The organism is Bowmanella yangjiangensis (assembly GCF_017255015.1).
Lineage (GTDB): Bacteria > Pseudomonadota > Gammaproteobacteria > Enterobacterales > Alteromonadaceae > Bowmanella > Bowmanella yangjiangensis.
In genome coordinates, this window is the sequence record NZ_JAFKCS010000863.1 from 1 (window position 1) to 298 (window position 298).

Genomic DNA, 298 nt, shown 5'->3' on the forward strand with positions numbered 1-298 from the left:
AGCCCATCCCACAATCCGCGCAGCGACAGCTGTCCCTGCAGCATGCCGATCACGGCCACGTAGAGCACGATCAGCGCGCCTGATTCGGTTGGCGTGACCAGGCCCATGACGATGCCGGCGACGATCAGCACCGGAGCGACCAGTGCGGTGGCCGCGCCGGAAAAGGCAGCCAGCACCTCGCCCCAGCTCGGAGCCTGGTGCCGCGCCTGCAGACCGGCCTTGCGCGCATACAGGGCGTTCATGCCCATGAACGCCAGCGCCAGCAGCAAGCCGGGCACCACGCCGGCCAGGAACAGTT

At 68.5% G+C, this 298-nt stretch carries 1 protein-coding gene; it reads right to left on the reverse strand.

All coding sequences use genetic code 11. The features are described from left to right. The coding region (locus J0A65_RS26995; protein WP_206597235.1) for a TRAP transporter large permease subunit at positions 1 to 298 on the reverse strand (298 nt) is incomplete at both ends.